Raw genomic sequence first — 17,434 nt, 5'->3', positions numbered from 1 at the left:
GCCGACCCGCCGACCCCTATGATGGCCTGCGTCCTTGCGGAGGGCAGCCACCGAGACGGGGAGGATGCATCGGGTGACCAGTGCAGCGACCAGTGCGGACGCGCCCGGTGAGGACGCCGTGACCGTGCGCCGCCGGCAGGGGTGGCGCAGCCGCGGCGGTCTGGTCACCATCGGCACCGTGCTGAGCCTCGTGGCCGGCCTGGGGCTCACCGTGCTGGGTCTGGGCGCGGCCGATCAGGCCGTCGCGAGCTTCGATGCCGCCTCGTGGGTGTGGAGCCGGGCCAAGGGCGAGGTGGCCCGGGTCAACGGCGTGACCGCCCGGGTCGACACCCGCGTCGACGTGCCCCGTGCCCGCGGTCACCAGATCCAGGTCACCCAGAACGACCGTTTCGTCATCCTCCGCGACGTGCAGACGGGCGTCGTCAGCACCATGGACCTGACCTCCCTGAAGGAGGCCGCCAAGACCGGCACCACGAGCGGCCTCGGCGTGCGCGTCGCCCTCGACGACGATTCCGCCTTCGTCATCGACACCGTGCAGGGCGAGGTGCGCCAGCTCGACCCACGCACCCTGACGCCGATCGGCCAGCCGCTGCGCTACCCGCCGGGCATCACCGGCGGCGTCTTCGACGGAGACGGCAAACTGTGGATCGCCGTGCCCAGCGAGGGCACGGTCTCGGCGATCACGCCCGCGCCCCTGCCGGACCGGTCGGCCACCGGGGGCGCCGGCGCGGCCGCCGGCCCGGTGCTCGTCCGGACCGAGGCCGTGGCACCCGGCAACCACGACCTCACGATCTCGACCCTGGAGGACGGGGTTGCCGTCCTCAACCGCACCACCAACATGCTCACCACCATCCGCGACAAGGTGAAGACGGCCGTCACCCTGCCGCTGGAGGGTCCCGGCTCGCTGCCGGAGCACACCGACGGCGCCGTCGTGCCGGTCACCGTCCCCGACGCCCGGCATGTGTACGGCGTGAGCGGCGACCGCACCACCGCGGATTTCCCGGTCCCCGGCGAGGGCCCCGAGCTGCAGGCGGCGGTCGCCTGGGAGGGCTACTTCTACATCGCCGACGAGGCGACCGGCACGGTACACGTCTTCGATCAGGCCGGGCGCGCGCAGAAGGACATCGGCTTCCGCAGGCCCGGCGGGCCGCTCGAGCTGGAGGTGCGCGAGAACTACCTGTTCATCAACGCGCCCGGCTCGTCCACCGCCCGGGTCGTCGACAACGCGCACCGGGTGCGCGTCGTCGACAAGTACGCCGACGACGTGCTCGGTGGCGACCCGCCGCCCACCCCGCCGGACCCGCCGCCGCCCCCGCCGAAGCCCAAGAAGCCCCCGGTGACCGAGCCCGGAGCGCCGCGCAATGTGCGGGCCGCGGCCGGCAACGCCCAGGTGCGGGTCAGCTGGCAGGCCGCCCCCGACAACGGCGCCGCGATCACCCGGTACGTGGTCGAGGGTGCGGACAAGACCTTCCAGGTCGGCGCCAACCAGCGCTCGCTCGAGGTCACGGGGCTCACCAACGGCGAGACGTACAAGTTCGCCGTGCACGCGGTGAACAAGAAGGGCGACGGCCCGGCGCGCACCAGCAACGCGGTCAAGCCGACCTCCGAGGTGCCCGACGCCCCGGCGGCGGCGAGCGCCGAGGCGAAGCCGGACGGCACCGTCGTGGTCAGCTGGCCCGCCGCCAACGGGCAGGGCCTGGAGATCACGCGCTACGCGGTCACCGCGATCAGCGAGGGCGGCAGCTCCCCCGTGGGCGAGACCGAGGACGGCACGTCGCTGACCATCGCCGACGGCGAGCTCGACTACGGCAAGCAATACGCGTTCACGGTCGTCGCGATCAACGAGCGCGGCGCCGGTTCGAAGGCGTCCCCGGTCAGCCCCAGCGTCGTACCGTTCACCAAACCGGGCCGCCCCGAAGGGGTCGACGCCGCAACGGTCGGGGACCAGCCCGGCACGATCCGGGTGACCTGGGCGGCCCCCGCCGACAACGGCCGGCCGATCAGCAAATACGTGGTGGCCGCGGGCGGCCGCACGACCGAGGTCACCGACGGCACCGCCGCCACGCTCGACGGCTTCGGCGAGGGCGAGACGGTCTCCGTCCAGGTCCGCGCGGTGAACGAGGCCGGCGAGGGCGAGCCGGGTTCCGCGACGGCCCGCACGGTGGCCAAGCCCGCGATCACGATCACCGGCTCGTCCGCGACGTTCGACACCGCCACCGTCACCTTCACGGTCGACGCGGGCGGCGGCACGGCGAGCTGCTCGGTCTCCGCATCGGGAGGCGGCGGCTCGGCGTCCGGCAGCTGCTCCAGCCTCAAGGTCGGCGGCCTCAAGCCCAGCACGTCGTACACGTTCACGGTCACCGCCAAGAACGCCGCCGGCTCGGTGACGGCGACCAGGGCGCAGCAGACCGACGATCTGTACGGCACCGCGACCTGCATCAACGGTGAGAACGGCGACACCGCCCACTACTGCGACGACGACGTCAACGGCCGCAACGGCAACGAGATCTTCAGCGTCACGCGGCAGGACAACGACAAGCAGGTCGGCTGGGTCGAGAACGGCACGCGACTCCTGGCCTACTGCAAGAAGAAGGGGTCGAGCATCGACTCCTACATCTACAACCACCACAAAGTCTCGGACTGGTGGATCCGGGTCAACTACAAAGGCCAGAACTACATCCCGTTCGCGTGGCTCAACCTCGACGGCGGCGACGACGTGAACGATCTGCCCACCTGCTGAGGACACGCCCGTGAGCACCGAACCCCTTCCGCCCCAGCACGTCCAGGGCTTCGCCGGCATCGCCGCGCAGCTCGCCGAGAGGATCGGCACGGTCGTGCTGGGCAAGCCCGACGTGGTGCGGCTGGCGCTGGCCGCGTTCTTCGCCCAGGGGCACGTGCTGCTGGAGGACGTACCCGGCGTCGGCAAGACCACGCTGGCCCGGGCGCTCGCCGCGGCCGTGCGGGGCCAGTGGCGCCGGATCCAGTTCACCCCGGACCTGCTGCCCTCGGACGTCTCCGGCGTCACGATCTTCAACCAGGCCAGCCGCGGCTTCGAGTTCCACCCCGGCCCGGTCTTCGCCAACATCGTCATCGCCGACGAGATCAACCGCGCCTCGCCCAAGACGCAGTCGGCGCTGCTGGAGGTCATGGAGGAACGCCGCGTCACGGTCGACGGCGTACCGCACCCGGTGCCGCAGCCGTTCCTCGTGGTGGCGACGCAGAACCCGGTCGAGATGGACGGCACCTACCGGCTGCCCGAGGCCCAGCTCGACCGCTTCCTGGTCAAACTCTCGGTCGGCTACCCGGCCGAGGACGTCGAGGTCGAGGTGCTCCGCGGCGCGGCCCTGCGCTCCCCCGACTCCCTCGAGCCGGTCACCGACACGGCCACCGTCGGCGAGATGGTGCGGATGGCGTCCCGGGTGCACATCGCGGACCCCCTCTACACGTACGCGGTCCGCCTCGCCGCCGCGACCCGCGACCACCCCCAGGTCCGCGTCGGCGTCAGCCCCCGCGGCGTGATCGCCCTGACCCGCGCGGCCTCGGCGTGGGCCCTCATCAACGGCCGCGGGTACGTGCTCCCCGAGGACCTCAAGACCCTCGTCGAACCGGTCTTCGCCCACCGCGTCCTCCTGTCGGCCGACGCCCAGCTGCGCGGCGTGACGGCGGCCGAGGTCCTGGACGACGCGATCCGCTCGGTCCCGGTCCCGCTGCCGGACAACCAGCGCGTCGGAGCGTGAGCACGCCCGGCCCGCGTCCTGGACCCGGCCCGCATCCCGGACCCGGCCCGAGTCCCGACCCGCATCCCGGACCCGGCCCGGCGGACGGCACCCCGTTGGCCGGCGTCGCGGGAGCGGCCGACGATGCCACGGCCCGGCGACCCCTCGCCGCGGCCGGACCTGCGACCACGGCCGCCGGCCCCCGGGCCACCGCCGGTCCCCCGGCGGACGCCGGATCCCGCGCCGCCGCAGGACCCCCGGCCACCGCCGGACCCCGCGCCACCGCAGGACCCCCGGCCACCGCCGGACCCCGCGCCGCCGCAGGACCCCCGGCCACCGCCGGACCCCGCGCCGCCGCAGGGCCACTGGAGATCCGGCGCGCCGTCCCCGCGGCCGCAGCGGTGCGGCGTATCCGGCGCTCGGCGCGCAGTCTCGGGATCACCGCCCGCGGCTTCGGGGTCATCGCCGCCGCCGTGACGCTGCTCGGGCTCGGGTTCCGGTTCGGCTACCCGGACCTCGCCCTGCTCGGTGCGGCCGCCGCGCTGGCCGTGGTCTGCGGCGTGGCGTTCGGGCTGTGGCGGCCCCGGCTCGGCGTGGACCGCGTGGCCGATCCGGACAGGGTCGCGCGCGGCGAACCCGCCACGATGACCCTGACGGTGCGCAACACGAGCCGGCTGCGGGCGGCCAACCTCGTCGCCACCGACCGGTGCGGCCGGGCCGACGTGCCCGTTCCCCTGCTGCGGCTGCGGCCCGGGCGGGACACCACCGTCGGCTATCCGGTGCCCACCACGCGGCGCGGTGTCGTGCCGGTCGGGCCGCTGCGGATCACCCGGCACGATCCGCTGGGGCTGCTCACCCTTTCCCGGGCGTACGGGGGAACCACGACCGTCTGGGTGCACCCCCGCATCCACCTGCTGCGGGCGGTCCCGGCGGGGATGGCGCGCAGCCTCGACGGGCGCATCGACAAGGTGCCGCACGGCACCATCACGTTCGACTCGCTACGGGAGTACGTCGTCGGCGACGAGCTGCGCCGGGTGCACTGGCGCAGTTCGGCCAAGGTCGGCGAGCTGATGGTCCGCGAGCAGCTCGACACCAGCGAGCCGACCATCGTGGTGCTGCTCGACGACCGCGCGGCGGCCCATCCCGCCGGGCGTGACGGCACCGCCGAGTCCTTCGAGGCCGCGTGCGAGGCGGCTGCCTCCGTCATCGCCGCCGCCGTGCGCGAGGATCTGCCGGTCGCCCTGCACCTGGTCTCCGGGCCGGCCGCCGGCCCGTTCCTGGACGTGCTGACCGAGGCCGGGTTGCGCGCCGGGGACCTGGCCCGGACCGTGCGGAGCCTGCGGCAGAACCGGCTCGGGGACACGCTCGTCTACCTCACCGGTCCCGGCGGCCGGGCCGACCTGGGCGCGGTCAGTGCGCTGCGCGGGCCGTACCCGGTGGTGATCGCCGGGTTGTTCGGCGACCCGGACGCCGCGCCGGTGTCCGCGGGCGGCGGGATGATCGTCATCGAGGCCGAGGACGGCGAGCGGTTCGCGAGCGCCTGGGACGGGGTCCGGGGATGGTGAGGCGGCTGCGGGCGGCGGTCGTACCGGTGGTGCTGATCGTCCTCATCGCCCTGTCCGGAGTAGCGCTCGGCCGGATCTACGCCGACGACCTGCTGATGGAGCTGGTGGCCGGCGCGGCTCTGGGGTCCGTCGGGGTGGGCCTCGCCGCGCGCCGGCTGCCGTCGTGGACCGTCGCGCCGATCTCGGTGGTGCTGCTGGCCGGGTACACGGCGGTCGCGCTGCAGGTCGCGGCGGGCCGGGCCGGGCTCACCGACCCGCTGCCGCAGATCGTCACGGACGCGGTCGCCAACGGCATTCCCCGGCTGCTCACCGCCATGATCCCGGTGGAGTCCACGCCGGACACCGTGGTGGTGCCGGTGGTCGCCGCCTGGTTGGCCGGGCTCGCCGGCACCGAGATCGCGGTCCGCGGCGGGCGGGTGCTGCTCGGCTGCCTGCCGGCGGCCGCCCTGTACGGCGGCGCCCTCTACGTCGTGGGCCCCAACGCCGGCAGTGCCGGGTGGGCGACGCTCGCCTTCGCCGCGGCGGTGATCGCCGGGCTGGCGGCGAGCGTACGGTCGCCAGGCGGTCCCGCGCTCGCCGACGTGCCGCCGGAGACCCGGACGGCGGTCCGCGGACGCGCGCTCGCCGGATCCGCGGCCGGCCTGGTGGTCCTCACGGGTCTGGTCGCGGCGGTCGGTCCGTGGGTCGGCGGCCGGGTCTCCGCCACCCCGGTCGACCCGCGACGGTACGTCGAACCGCCGCAGGTGGACAGCCTCGACGAGAGCCCGCTGAACCGGATCTCGGGCTGGGCGCTGGCCCCGGAACAGCGGCTGTTCGAGGTGGGGCCGTCCCGGGGGCGGGGCACGGTACGGCTGCGGCTGGCCGTGCTGCCCGACTACGACGGCATCACGTGGCGGGTCGGTGCGACGTACCGCAACGCCGGACGGGTGCTGCCGGCGCCGGCGAGGCTGCCCGGCGTACCGGTCACCCGGGTCACCCAGCAGATCACCATCAACGAGCTGACCGGCCGGTTGCTGCCCGTCGTGCCCACGCCCGCGGGGGTGGACGGCACCCGGGTGGCGTACGACGCGGCCACCGGCACCGTGATCCGGCCCGAGGAGCTGCGGCCGGGGCTGCGGTACACCGTCACGTCCGACACCCAGGAGCCGGACTACAACCTGCTGCCCGAAGCGGACACGCCGACCGGGGATCCGGTGGCGCGGTTCCTCACCGTGGGCGCCAACGTGCCCGACGAGATCCAGCGCCTCGCCGACCAGCTGGCGGACGGCAACGGGGCCGCGTACGACCGCGCGGCGGCGATCGAGGAATTCCTGGCCGAGCACTACCGCAAGGTGGCGGATGCGCCGAGCGGGCACGCGTACCCGAATCTGTCGTTCTTTCTCTTCGGCCCCCGCGACCAGGGCGGGCAGCGCGGCACGTCCGAGCAGTTCGCGGCGTCGTTCGCCCTGTTGGCCCGGCTCACCGGGCTACCCGCACGGGTCGTCGTGGGCTTCGACGCGCCCGGCGCGGGTGGCACGGTGACCGGCGGCGACGCCCTGGCCTGGCCCGAGGTGCTGTTCGACGATCTGGGCTGGGTGGCGTTCGACCCGCTGCCGAAGAGCGACGAGAAGCCGCGCCCGGTGGAGGAGGACTTCACGCCGAAGCCCTCCAAGCCGCCGCCCACCTCCGATCCCCCCTCGGCGACGGACACGCCGAGCGCGTCGGTCCCGCCGGCGGTCGCCGCTGCCCCGGCGCCCGGCCGGGGCGGCCCGTCCACCGCCGTGGTCGCGTCCGGGGCCGGGGGCTCGGTGCTGCTGCTCCTGGCCGCGGCCGCCGCCACGGTGGTGCTGATGCGGCGCGGACTGCGCCGCCGCCGGCTGACCGCGGGCGCGCCGGCCGCGCGGATCACCGGGGCGTGGTTCGAGTTCACCGACGCGCTCCGGCTCGCCGGCCGCCCGGTGCCGGATCACCTGGCGGCGACCGAGGCGGCCGCTTTCGCCGCGACGGCACCACCGCCCGGCCGAGCCATCCGGCGGCCGGGCCTCGGCCTGCGCCGAGCCACCCCGCACGCCCCGGATCCCGCCACCGCGGATCCGGCAGCGGCCGCACATCAAGCCGACTCCCACACGGCCGGACGGGATCCAGCCGGCTCGCAGCCGGCCGCCCCGGCTCCCACCGGCGATGACGCGGCCGCACGACCCGAGGATCAACGCCCGCGCGGGGCCGCGACGGCCAAAGGAGCGGCGCTGCCGCCGCTCGACGAACTCGTGAGGGCGGTCAACACGGTGGCCTTCGCTCCGGCGGCCGCGACCGGTGAGCAGGCCGACCGGGCCGGCGCCCAGGCGGCCGCCTACGCCGACGCCCTCCGCGGGACCCGGCCGTGGTGGCGTCGCGCCTGGTGGAGCGTGCACCCCGGGCCGCTGCGCTGGCATCGGGAGCCCGGGGGGAAGCGCTAGCGTAAGCAGCCCGGGACGCGGGTAGAGAACGGTCATGCGACTCGGTCTGCGGCTCACCACGGCCGCCGTGCTGGCGATCGCGCTGCTCGTCCCGTTCTCGCTGCTAGCCGTACTGGTCGTGGGCGGGTGGCCGCCGCTGCGCACCGCGGACGCCGGGGTCACCGACGCGCTGCACACGTGGGCGCTGGCCCACCACGGCTGGCGCGACGTGACCGTGTGGCTCACCAACCTGTTCGCGCCCAATCCGCTGCGCCTGGCGACGCTCGTCCTCGTAGCGTGGCTGCTCCACCGGCGGGCCCGGCGGCTCGCGCTGTGGGTGGTCACCACCATGGTCGTCGGTGGGGTGCTCGGCGCGGTGCTGAAGCTGCTCGTCGGGCGTCACCGGCCGGACCTGCTCGAGCCGGTGGCACGCGCCGCCGGGTTCTCGTTCCCGTCGGGACATGCCCTCAATGCGGCCCTCACCGCCGGGGTGTTCGTCCTGGTGCTGCTTCCCGTGGTGCGTCACCGGTGGGCGTTGTGGGCGGGTGCGGTGACGGTGACCGTACTGACCGGGCTCAGCCGGATCGTCCTCGGCGTGCACTGGACCAGCGACGTGGTGGGCGGCTGGCTGCTCGGGGCGGCCGTGGTGGCCGCGACCGCGATGGCGTTCACCCGGCGCGGCCTGGACAGCGTCGTCGAAAAGGGCGTCGAGCCGGAGATCGCCACATCCCCATCAACCGATGCGTAGCCGGAGCGCGCATCGGGTAAAGGCGCGGCCATGTCCGATGTCGCGGTCCAGGTTCTCAAGCGGGTCCTCGTCCCGGTGGCTCTGCTGCTCGCCGTCATGGTGGCCCTCGGTTTGCTGATCACCAAGGTCATGGTGCACATGTGGCCGCTCACCGTCGAGGACTCGGTGAACCGCGAGCTGGAGCGCGACCGTACGCCCGAGGGCAACGCCGTCTCCCTGATCTTCAGTACGCTCGCCAGCACCCCGGCCATCATCGCGGTGACCGTACTGGCCGCCCTGATCCTGTTCCTGACTCTGAAGCGGTGGCGGGAGCCGCTCTTCCTCTGCGCCGCCGTCACCGCGCAGGCGATCGTCTTCTACCTGACCACCCTGGCGATCGACCGCACCCGGCCGGACGTCGACCACATGGACAGCTCCCCGCCGACCTCGAGCTTCCCGTCGGGCCACACCTCGGCGGCGGTGGCGCTGTACCTCGGCCTGGCGGTCGTCCTCGCGCGGCTGGCGAACCGTACGGCCCTGCGCGCGGCCTGCTGGCTCCTGCTGATCGTGCCCATCGGGGTGGCCCTGACCCGGATGTACCGGGGCATGCACCACCCGACCGACGTCACGGCCTCGTTCCTCAACGGGGGCATCTGCGTGTATGTGATGACCCGGGCCTTCCTCGACGAGAAGGTGCTGCGGTCTAGTTCCCCGCGCTCTCGTAGCGCCGCAAGCCGCGCTTGAAGATGACCATCGCCGCCCCGGCGCAGTACGCCGCCACCAGCGGGGTCAGCAGCCCGATCCAGCGGGACTGCCCGGTGTCCAGCAGGTACGCCGCCGGGAAGAAGCTGATGAACGCGAACGGCAGGACCGCGCCGAGCGCCGCCTTGAGGGCCACGGGGTAGACCGACAGCGGGAAGCGGGCCAGGTCCCCCACCTGGTGCATGGCGAAGGCGAACATCGCGGTGGGGCTGGACAGCCAGAACGACACCGCATTGGTGGCCAGGTTGATCGCGAGTTTGATGAGTACGGAGCTGATCAGCAGCAGGACGCCGAGCAGCACCCGCCACGGCGTCCAGCCGACGTCCGCGTGCGCCAGCCCCGTACCGATCATCAGCCCGCCCATGACGATGTTGCTCAGCCCGTTGATGCCGATCGCCGCGCTGCTCGACTGCAGCACCACCGGATACGGCCGGACCAGGAAGTAGTCGAGCTCGCCGCGGTTGATCTGCCAGGACAGGCTCCACATGCCGTCGAAGAAGAGCGAGCCGACGCCCTCGGCGAACGCCACCGCGCCGAACATGACGAGCACCGACCAGAAGGTCCAGCCGTGGAGCGCGGGGACCCTCGCGAAAAGCGCCGACAAGAAGACGATGTTGACCACCTGCATCAGTACGGTGGCCGCCGCCAGGATCAGGAAGTCGGCCTCGTATTCCAGCATCGACCGGAAATGGGCGCCGAGCAGCCGCAGGTAGAGCCGCGCCGTCCGCATGTCAGCCTCCGTTCACCGTGAGCCGGCGCAGCGCCGCCCGCCACACCAGGCGCGCACCGAACCAGAGGATCAGGACCCAGCCGAGCTGCACCGCGACCAGCCGCGCCCCGTGCGCCAGGTCGACGCGGCCGAGGAAGATCAGCGCGGGCGTCGAGGTCAGGCCACCGAACGGCGACCATTGGGCCACCGCGGCGAGCCAGCCCGGCAGATAGACCAGCGGGATGAGGGCGCCGGAGAGCAGGTTCACCACGGCCAGGCGCGCCCACTGCACCCCGATGTAGTTCTGCGTCCAGAAGCAGGCCAGCGTGCTCACATAGACGATCAAGAATTTCAATGGTACGAGCAGCAGCATGCTCACGGCGAACAGGGCGAGCCCCGGGCCGGCCGGGGTCTCCACGCCGCCGGTGACGGCCAGCGTGACACCGGCGACCACGCCGATCAGGATGAGCTCGATCCAGAGCCCGCCGACCGCCTCGGCGAACCGGGCCTTCTGGTAGTCGACCGGCTTGACGATGTCCAGCGCGACGTTCCCGTCCAGGATCCGGAAGGCCATCCGGAAGTCGCCGAGTACCGAGACCACCGTCCCGGCGGCGAACGCCACCAGCAGGTACGCCCGCATCTGCGGCCAGGTGAACCCGTTCACCGACGACTGCGCGAGGATCACCCGCCACACCGCCAGCAGCGCGACGAGCTGCATGAGCACGGCGCCCAGACCCAGCAGCAGATTGAATCGGTACGCGAGAGCCGCCCGAGCGGTGGCCCGCACCAGAGCCCGGTACCCCCTCATCCGAGCACCAGCTCCCCCGAGTACACCCGGCGGATGACGTCCTCGATGCTCGGCTCGTCCACCCGGAAGTCCACGAGGTCGGTCAGCCCGGCCAGCGCGGTCACCGCCTGCCCGGCCGTCATGGCGAACCGGTCGAAGCGCACCGCGTACCGGATCGGGGTGTCCTCGATCGTGACCTCCGCGCCGGGCAGCGACACCCGCAGGGTTTCCAGCGGCACCGGCCGCGCCGTCTCGACGTGCAGGATGCGCTCCCGCGCGAACCGGTCCTTCACCGCCTCCAGGTTGCCGTCGAAGATGATCCGGCCCGCGTCGATGATCACCAGCCGGCGGCAGAAGCCCTCGATGTCGGCCAGGTCGTGGCTGGTCAGCATGACGGTCGTGCCCTCGTCGCGGATGCTGCGGAAGAACTCGCGGACCCGGTCCTTGACCGCCAGGTCGAGCCCGATGGTCGGCTCGTCCAGGTAGACCACCTGCGGGCCGTGCAGCAGCGCCGCCGCCAGGTCCGCGCGCATGCGCTGGCCCAGTGAGAGCTTCCGCCCCATGACCGGCAGGATCTCGCCCAGCTCCAGCACCTCGTCGAAGCGGGCCAGCCGCCGGCGGTAGGTGGCGTGGTCGACGCCGTAGATGTCCCGCAGCACGGCGAGCGACTCGGCGACGGGCAGGTCCCACCACAGCTGCGTACGCTGCCCGAAGAGCACGCCGATGCGATGCGCCACGGTCATCCGGTCGCGTTGCGGGTGCAGCCCGTCGATGCGTACCTCGCCCGCCGTCGGCACCAGGATGCCGCTGAGCAGCTTGACGGTCGTCGACTTGCCGGCGCCGTTCGGGCCGACGTACGCGACCGCCTCACCCGCCTCGATGGACAGATCGACGTGGTCGACCGCCACCTTGTCCTCGAAACGCCGGGCGAACAGATGCTTGACCGCTCCGGCCAGGCCGCTGCCCTTGTCCGGGCGGCGGAACACTTTGGTCAGGGCTCGCGCCTCCACGATCGGCATACGAAAGCAACCCCCGTCTGGATGCCGACATCGACCGGCACCACCGTACGGATCCGACCGGCGGGCGCAATCCGATTCCCGCCGCTACTCCCCGGGCGCTTCCCCTTCTACGCGGTTGCGGCCGGCGCTCTTCGCCCGGTAGAGCGCGGCGTCGGCGCGCGACAGGACGGCGTTGACGTCGGGGTCGTCGGCATGCAGACAGGCGGTGCCGACGCTGATGGTCACGGGGAGCGGTCCGATGCGCGTGTCGACGGGCACGTCGGCGATCGAAGCGCGCAGCCGCTCGGCAAGGGCGGTGGACGCCGGGTGCGCGTCGGGCATGATCAGGGCGAACTCCTCGCCGCCGTAGCGACCGAGAATGTCGGTGTCCCGGATGGCGTGGCCCAGGCGGTCCGCCACGCCCCGGATGACGTCGTCGCCGACCAGGTGGCCGTGGGTGTCGTTGACCCTCTTGAAGTGATCGATATCGATCATCACGGCGGTGAGCGGCCGCCCGTGCCGGCGCGCGGCGGCGAGGTCGCGCTTGGCGAGGTCGAAGAAGTGCCTGCGGTTCGCGACCCCGGTGAGCTCGTCGTGGATCGCCAGCTCCCTGACCTGCGTGAAGAGGCGCGCCTTCTCGTAGGCGATGACGCCCTGACCGACCAGGGCCACCGCCATCTCCAGGTCGGCCTCCTGGTAGACGGCGGTTCCAAACGACGCCAGCACCAGGATTCCGATGTGCTCGGTGCCGGTGACGATCGGGAGGACGGCCCACGACGCGGCGCCGTCGAGCAGGCTCCCCCATGCGGCCGGCCGGGTCTCGGCGGTTCCGACCATCGGCCGTTCCGGAGCGAGCAGCGCGGGCGGCAGCGCGATCGGCGGCGCGCCCGGCGGCGGGTCCGGCGCGGCGAGAACGCCGCGGTCCGGACCTTCGCCGGTCACCAGCCACGCCCGCTCGCCCGGCAGGACCCGCAGGGCGGCCTCGAGCAGGCGTTCCAGGACCTCCTGCGGGTCGAGTGTGCCGCCCATCAGCGTCAGGGCTCCGTGCAGAGCCTCGGCGACGTCGCGTTGCTGCCGGGCGGTCTGCGCGGCGACCTCCAACTGCACCATGCGGGTCGTTTCCAGGGAGACCGCGATGTGGTTCGTGATGGCCACCAGGACCCCGACGTCGTCCATCGTGAAGACGCCCTTGGCGACCCGGCTGTCCAGGTAGACCACGCCGAGCAGGCGGCCCTCCAGCTGCAGCGGGGCAGCCATGATGCTGCGCAGCCCGTGCACGACCACGCTCTCCGACCCCAGGGCGACGCCCTCGTCCGTGCCGGTCATCACCATTGCCTCACCGGTGCGTCGGACCCGCTCGACCAGTGTGGAGCTGTAGCCGGTCAGCTCATCGATGTCGTGGCCCGCCGCGTCGCGGCCGAGATGCGCGACGAGCCCGCCGCCGGTGTCGCCGTGGCCGTCGGAATCCGCGCCCGCGGCGCCGTGCAGGAAGTCGGCACCATCGGGAAGGAACAGGACCGCGCGATCCGCGGCGAGGATCCGGATGGTCTCGTCCAGCGCGATCCGCGCCAGGCGGCCCGGGTCCAGGACCCGGGAGGCCGCCATGCTCACCTGTTCGATGGCATGCAGGCGCTGACGCTGGGCGTCCGAGGTCGCGACGTCGATGCTCGACCGGTGGCCGGGGCTACCTGCCGCCCGGTGATCCGGCATCGCGAACTCCGCCTCGATCCAGCGCGCCCGGTGCGGCCACTGCTGCTCGTCCGCCAGGGTCAGGGCGGTCGCAGCCGGCAACCGGGCCTGGTCGGCGTATCCGAGGTCGCGCAACGCCCGGGCCCGTACCCGGGCCGCCTCGTAGGTGACGAGAGGCGCGTCCACCTCCCGCAGCAACCGGTCCTGCGCGGCCAGATGGTCCAGGGCTCCGGCGCTGTCACCCTCGAGCTGCCGGAGATCGGCTTCCGCGACAGCCCGATGCGCCTTCAGCAGTGGCCGGTTGGCCACCGGCCGCAGGGCGGCGACGGCGGCGCGGGCGGCGGCCAGCCGCTCCTGGCGCTGGGATCCGGTCGCCCGGCGGGCCTGGGAGAGCCGCCCGTACGCCCGGTAGATGGAGAACGCGCGTTGCGGTGGCAGAAGTGCCCCCGGCTTCACGCCGAGAGTGCCGAACTCGGCCAGAACGGTGTCGAACGAGGCCCCGAGGTCGTCCTGCTCCAGCGCGGCGTGGGCGGCGGCGGTGAGGAAGCCCACCCGCATCCCGACGCTCGCGTGGGCGGCCGATGCCTCGTTCACGGCGCGCAGGGCGGTCGTCGCCGCGCCGGCGCGGCCCAGCATGGCCGGAATAGCGGCTTCGGCCATGGCCAGGGACGTGTTGGCGGCCTGCCCCCTGGCCTCCAGGTGCGCCCGCGCACGCTGTTGCCAGTGCAGGGCGTCGCGGGTATTGCCCTCGATCACCGCGCCCCAGCAGATGGCGGCGACGGCGTCGCAGTACGTACCGATCTCCAGCCAGCGCCCGTGTTCTTCGATGACGGGGACCCAGACGGCGCCGGTGCCACTGCCACTGAAGTACTCGGAAGCGCTGACCTCCCAGGCGATCTGCGCCACCAGCCCAGGGTCGGCCAGCTGATCGGCGGTACGAGCGGCGCGGGCGTATCCCCTCCGCGCACGCCTGCGAAGTCCGAGCATGCGGTAGATGAACGCGAGCGACGCGTGCTGCCTCGCGTACTCCGCGGAGAAGCCGACGCGGTTGGCGTGGTACAGCGCCCGCATGTTGTGCACCACGGCCTCGGAAGGCCGCTGGCCGATGACCGCCGAATGCGCCGCCACGCGGTGCAGTTCGGTGCGGAGACGGTGCCAGTCCCGCCGCTGGGCGGACGCGGCGCCGAAGCCGATCCTGGTGACGCCGATCAGCACCGCGCCGGCGAACAGCAGCAGCGTGGAAAGGACGAGCAGCACCCGGTTGCGCGGGAGCGGCCGGCCGAGTTCGGCCGTCGCCTGCTCGACCGCCGCGATGGACGCGTTCGTGTTCCAGGTGCTGCGGTGGACCAGCGCGAGCTGCCAGAGGATCGTCGCGCGTACCAATGGCATCCGGGCGACCCGCAACGCCTGCTCCAGCGAGTCGCAGGCTTCGGCGAAGCGACCGCTCTGGTGCTGGGCGATGCCGAGCGTGTGCAGAAACTCCGCGTCCGGGGCGGTGCCGGCGGCGACGGCCGCCTCGGCCGCCTGCTGCAGCAGGGCGAGGGCGGCGGCCGGGGTGTGGCCGGCCAGTGCCAGCCGGCCCGCCGCGTGGCACGTTTCGAAGACCCGCCGCGGCGTCCGCCCCTTCTCCCCGTTGGCGTAGTGGTGCGCCAGGGCGTAGACGTGGCGCTCGCCGCCGGGATCTTCGGCGTCGAGGGTCTCCGCCACGCGCTGGTGCAGACCGCGCAGACGGGCCTCGTCCAAGTCCTTGAGCAGCGCCTCCCGGATGCGGTCGTGCACGAAGGTGTACTCGTCACCGTCCTGGTCGACCAGATGCCGTCCGGCCGCGTCCACGAGGATCGCCCCGGCCTCCCGGCGGTCGACGCCGGACACCTCCGCCACGAGATCCGGACGGAACCGGCTGCCGCACACCGCCGCGACCGTGAGCAGCGCCCGGCTGCGGGCCCCGAGGCCTTCGACCCGGGTGAGGACCAGCTCCAGCGCCCCTTGCGGCAGCGCCAGACCGTCCAGGCCGGCCGTGTCCAGGAGCCAAGTGCCCCAGTACGGACGCAGCAGACCGGCGTCGATCACGGCCCGGACGTACTCGACCAGCGCGAACGGGTTGCCGTCACTCCGCACGCTCAGCCGGCCCACGAGGTCCGCATCGAGCTCGCCGCCGGGCAGGTGCGCCGCGACCAGTGCCGCCATCCCTGCGTCGTCGAGCGGAGCCAGCGGCAGGTGCAGGTCGACGGATGCGCCGAGCGCGGCCCGATATCTGTCCAGACCGGGACGGCTCGCGGGGTCGTCTCGCGCGGTAGCCACCACCATCAGCGGCGCGTCGGCAAGGTCGGCGGTCAGCTGGCGCAGCACCCGCATGGTCGCGCCGTCGAGCCATTGGACGTCGTCCAGGTGCAGCAGAAGCCCGCCGCCGGCCCGGGCCAGCCCGACGAGGAAACCGGCGACGGCGGTGACGAACTGGTCGCCGCGATCCTCCTCCGCCAGGTCGGGACCCTCGAGTACGGCCGCGAGGGCGGGTGACAACGCTCGCAGCAGCGGCGCGGCGGGTCCCGCCGCCGACCGCAGCCCACCGACCGCGGCGCCGCGCGCGGGTTCCGGGAGCCGCTGCACGTCCCGAACGTATTGGTCGACGGCTGCGCGGACCGCGGCCATCGGCACCGGGTTGTCCGTCGAGCCCTTTCCGTACAGCACCGGATGACCGCCCGCGCGGACCGCGGCGACCAGCTCCCGCACCAGGCGGCTCTTCCCGACACCGGGCGCGCCCTGGACCACCGCGACTCCACCGCGCCCGTCGACCGCCTGACGCCAACGCTCCGTCAGCTCGGCCAGCTCGGGCTCGCGGCCGCTGAGGCGCGTGTCGCTACGACCGTCGGGCGAATCCTCGGCGCCGGGCGTAAAGCCCGCCGGGTCGGGGTCGGTGCGCAACAGGTGCAGGTCCGCAAGCAGCCCGTGCGCCGTCTGATACCGATCGTCCGGATCTTTCGCCAGCAGCTTCTCCACGACCGCCACCAACGCCCGCGACCCACCCGGGCACAGCTGCCGCAGATCAGGCGGCGCGCTCACCGCATGCATGCGCAGCAGGTCCCCCACCTGCTGCGCGGCGAACGGCAACACGCCGGCCAGGCACTGGAACAGGACGACGCCCAGCGAGTACAGGTCGGACCGGCCGTCGACGGGCCGCTTGAGCATGCCTGTCTGTTCCGGCGAACTGTAGGCGAGCGTGCCCGCCGTGACCTCGCCACGGTCGCTCGCGGCCCAGGCGGCCAGGCCGAAGTCGATGACCTTCGCCTCGCCGTCCGCCGGCACCATGATGTTCTGCGGTTTCACGTCACGGTGCACGAGCCCCACCCGGTGGGCCGCGGCAAGCGCGCCCGCGACGTCGATCCCGAGCTCGACCACGCGCCGGTCCGGCATCGGCCCCTTGCGCGTCAGCTCGGTCAGCTCACTGCCCTCGACCAGATCCATGAGCAGGTACGGCCGGCCATGCGTCTGACCGACCTCGTGGATGCGGGTGAGACCGGGGTGGTCGATGGTGGCGAGGATCGCCGCCTCCCGCCGGAACGCCACCAGAGTGGCATCGTCGACGACGACTTCCGGCCGCAGCTGCTTCAGCGCGTATTCGAACCCCGCGCGGCGTACCCGATGGACCACCGTCTGAGCCCCACGGCTCAGCTCCTCGAGGACCTCGACACCGGCAAGATCGCGACCACGACGCGACAACACCGGAACCGTTTCGCGCCGCGGAGTCGAGGAACCCACATCTGACCCATCGGCCGGTTCCGCGCCGATGTGAAGACACCCGCGGCGCACGGCGTTCCCGACGGCATCGACGCGCCCTGGACGGCGGCCGGGACCGCGCGCGGCCATGCCGTGGCGCATCCCGTTCAGAAACGCGGCGGCGTCCACGCCGCCCGACGGGCGCGCGTCGTACTCCTCGGTCTCGATGATCCCTTCGCGTATGGCCTTGCGCGCCATCCTGCTGCTCTCGGGGACGCGATCCAATTCTCAGCGGAATGCGGACACCCGCTGCGCTTGCCGGTACGCATCACGGCGCCCGGCGCCCTATCGTC

Annotated in this window: 10 protein-coding genes; 6 read left to right on the top strand and 4 right to left on the bottom strand. The window is 73.1% G+C overall.

Features of this window, described 5'->3' with window-relative positions:
* Window positions 1–73 precede the first annotated feature (73 nt).
* The 6 genes from ACIBO8_RS09250 (at window position 74) to ACIBO8_RS09225 (ending at window position 9,166) form a co-directional block, all read left to right on the top strand.
* The gene (locus ACIBO8_RS09250) at window positions 74–2,740 is read left to right on the top strand and encodes a fibronectin type III domain-containing protein (RefSeq protein ID WP_396114603.1); all 2,667 of its coding nucleotides are present in this window, start codon (window positions 74–76) and stop codon (window positions 2,738–2,740) included.
* Window positions 2,741–2,750: 10 nt separating this feature from the next.
* Window positions 2,751–3,737, top strand: a complete 987-nt coding sequence (locus ACIBO8_RS09245; protein WP_396114602.1) for an AAA family ATPase — start codon at window positions 2,751–2,753, stop codon at window positions 3,735–3,737.
* 416 nt (window positions 3,738–4,153) lie between these two features.
* Window positions 4,154–5,281 (top strand): DUF58 domain-containing protein, encoded by a 1,128-nt coding sequence (locus ACIBO8_RS09240; RefSeq protein ID WP_396114765.1) that lies wholly within the window; start codon window positions 4,154–4,156, stop codon window positions 5,279–5,281.
* The gene (locus ACIBO8_RS09235; protein ID WP_396114601.1) at window positions 5,275–7,716 is read left to right on the top strand and encodes a DUF3488 and transglutaminase-like domain-containing protein; all 2,442 of its coding nucleotides are present in this window, start codon (window positions 5,275–5,277) and stop codon (window positions 7,714–7,716) included. The genes ACIBO8_RS09240 and ACIBO8_RS09235 overlap by 7 nt, the downstream gene beginning before the upstream one ends.
* 34 nt (window positions 7,717–7,750) lie before the next feature.
* Window positions 7,751–8,443, top strand: a complete 693-nt coding sequence (locus tag ACIBO8_RS09230) for a phosphatase PAP2 family protein (RefSeq protein ID WP_396114600.1) — start codon at window positions 7,751–7,753, stop codon at window positions 8,441–8,443.
* A gap of 30 nt (window positions 8,444–8,473) precedes the next feature.
* Complete coding sequence (locus ACIBO8_RS09225; protein WP_396114599.1) at window positions 8,474–9,166, top strand: phosphatase PAP2 family protein; 693 nt, start codon at window positions 8,474–8,476, stop codon at window positions 9,164–9,166.
* Here ACIBO8_RS09225 and ACIBO8_RS09220 read toward each other — a convergent pair.
* From ACIBO8_RS09220 to ACIBO8_RS09205, 4 genes are all read right to left on the bottom strand, one after another.
* Window positions 9,126–9,914, bottom strand: a complete 789-nt coding sequence (locus tag ACIBO8_RS09220) for an ABC transporter permease (protein WP_396114598.1) — start codon at window positions 9,912–9,914, stop codon at window positions 9,126–9,128. The genes ACIBO8_RS09225 and ACIBO8_RS09220 overlap by 41 nt on opposite strands.
* A gap of 1 nt (window position 9,915) precedes the next feature.
* Window positions 9,916–10,701 carry an ABC transporter permease gene (locus ACIBO8_RS09215; RefSeq protein WP_396114597.1) on the bottom strand — a complete coding sequence of 262 codons (786 nt, stop codon included), beginning with the start codon at window positions 10,699–10,701 and terminating at the stop codon, window positions 9,916–9,918.
* The gene (locus tag ACIBO8_RS09210) at window positions 10,698–11,699 is read right to left on the bottom strand and encodes an ATP-binding cassette domain-containing protein (protein WP_396114596.1); all 1,002 of its coding nucleotides are present in this window, start codon (window positions 11,697–11,699) and stop codon (window positions 10,698–10,700) included. The genes ACIBO8_RS09215 and ACIBO8_RS09210 overlap by 4 nt, the downstream gene beginning before the upstream one ends.
* Before the next feature lie 84 nt (window positions 11,700–11,783).
* Window positions 11,784–17,084: a diguanylate cyclase gene (locus tag ACIBO8_RS09205; protein WP_396114595.1), complete on the bottom strand. Its 5,301-nt coding sequence runs from the start codon at window positions 17,082–17,084 to the stop codon at window positions 11,784–11,786.
* Between the last annotated feature and the right edge of the window lie 350 nt (window positions 17,085–17,434).

It is taken from the genome of Actinoplanes sp. NPDC049681, assembly GCF_044465265.1.
Lineage (GTDB): Bacteria > Actinomycetota > Actinomycetes > Mycobacteriales > Micromonosporaceae > Actinoplanes.
Note: the sequence above shows the minus strand (reverse complement) of the source record. Positions and strands in the feature narration are given on the sequence as shown.

Coding starts and splice junctions, on each gene's coding strand:
- ACIBO8_RS09235 (WP_396114601.1), top strand. CDS start 5,275: ATGGTGAGGCGGCTGCGGGCGGCGGTCGTACCGGTGGTGCTGATCGTC.
- ACIBO8_RS09230 (WP_396114600.1), top strand. CDS start 7,751: ATGCGACTCGGTCTGCGGCTCACCACGGCCGCCGTGCTGGCGATCGCG.
- ACIBO8_RS09225 (WP_396114599.1), top strand. CDS start 8,474: ATGTCCGATGTCGCGGTCCAGGTTCTCAAGCGGGTCCTCGTCCCGGTG.
- ACIBO8_RS09220 (WP_396114598.1), bottom strand. CDS start 9,914: ATGCGGACGGCGCGGCTCTACCTGCGGCTGCTCGGCGCCCATTTCCGG.
- ACIBO8_RS09215 (WP_396114597.1), bottom strand. CDS start 10,701: ATGAGGGGGTACCGGGCTCTGGTGCGGGCCACCGCTCGGGCGGCTCTC.
- ACIBO8_RS09210 (WP_396114596.1), bottom strand. CDS start 11,699: ATGCCGATCGTGGAGGCGCGAGCCCTGACCAAAGTGTTCCGCCGCCCG.